The sequence below is a fragment of the Peptidiphaga sp. genome (genome assembly GCF_057238965.1).
The window spans coordinates 1-600 of the sequence record NZ_DBHHEV010000080.1; the positions used below are offsets into that span (position 1 = coordinate 1).

Below are 600 nucleotides of genomic sequence, written 5' to 3' on the forward strand. Positions count from 1 at the left end.
AGGACGCGCCGCATGACGGAGACTCGCGGATCGCCGATGCCCTCGACCAGATCGGCGGTGCCGTCCTCCGAGCCGTCGTCGATGACGAGGATGTGCACGTCCGGAGCGGGAGAAGCCAGAAGGGCCTTGACGCTGGCGACGATGACCTCGGCCTCGTTAAGGCAAGGTATGAGAATGACCATTCTCGGCCTGGCGAGCTGTGTCGAGCCCTCGGTGGTTTCGGCCGCTTTGAGGACAGCCCTCCTGCGCGCCGCGCGCTTGCGCGGAGCCGAACGCGAAAGCACGAGGAGGACGAGCCCGTAGACGACCGTCACGAAGACCATGAGGAGCGCGCCCCACCAGCCGATTGCGTCGAGCACTTCCATGAAGCGCGGCGGTGCGGCGGTCACTCGAATTCTTCCGCCGTCGCGCCGTCGGCGAAATGCCGTCCGAGAGGGGCGTGGGGCCGCTTCACGGACGACGCCCCCCTGACGCGGGCGAGGAAGTCCGAGAAGAGGAATATGAGGGACAATGCGATGAACACCAAGCCGGCGAGATCGACGAACAGACGCGCAAGCAACAGGGGGAGCGACCCCGTCGGCAGTCCGTTGCCGAGGACGA

The 600-nt window shown here is 66.5% G+C and carries 1 protein-coding gene and 1 pseudogene; both read right to left on the reverse strand.

Translation table 11 applies throughout. The features are described from left to right. Window positions 1-389, reverse strand: a 389-nt coding sequence (locus ACO48X_RS09060; RefSeq protein WP_485001764.1) for a glycosyltransferase, incomplete at its 3' end; no start/stop codon positions are given. Beyond that, a pseudogene (locus ACO48X_RS09065) lies at window positions 386-600 on the reverse strand (hypothetical protein); the annotation flags it as partial. The pseudogene ACO48X_RS09065 and the gene ACO48X_RS09060, both read right to left, overlap by 4 nt.